The 412-nt window shown below is 70.6% G+C and carries 1 protein-coding gene; it reads right to left on the bottom strand.

Annotated elements, in window-relative coordinates; genetic code table 11:
• Window positions 1–92: 92 nt before the first annotated feature.
• Window positions 93–412 (bottom strand): TetR family transcriptional regulator C-terminal domain-containing protein (locus AC1DYG_RS20160; protein WP_477641614.1); only part of this gene is annotated, 320 nt, incomplete at its 5' end.

The following is a 412-nucleotide window of genomic DNA, read 5'->3' as shown; positions in this document are numbered from 1 at the left end:
AGACCATGGCCGGCGAACTGGCGAAGATCAACCGGATCCGGATCGAACGGATGCTGGGACCGGAGGGCGGGTACGGGTACTGACCCGGCGCGTCAGCCTCGTCGCAGGGCGTTGGCGAACAGCCCGGAGACCGCTGCCTGCACCGCAGCGCGGTCCACCTGCTCCGGATCCACGGCGTGCTCGAGCATCAGTCCGGAGATCAGCGCCATCAGCGTGATCGCGGTGTTGCGGGCATCGACCCGCTCGGCCACCCCCCACTCGGCCGCACGCTCGGCGATCAGTTCCTCGATCTGACCCCGCAGCCGGCGGCGTTCGTGCAGGTAGGCCTCGGCGAGCTGGGGCTCACGGCCCGCCTGGACCCCGAACTCGAGCACCAGCAGGGCCCACCCGGGATCGCCGACCAGCCACGAAC

It is taken from the genome of Pedococcus sp. P1_H8 (assembly GCF_056405175.1).
Note: the sequence above shows the minus strand (reverse complement) of the source record. Positions and strands in the feature narration are given on the sequence as shown.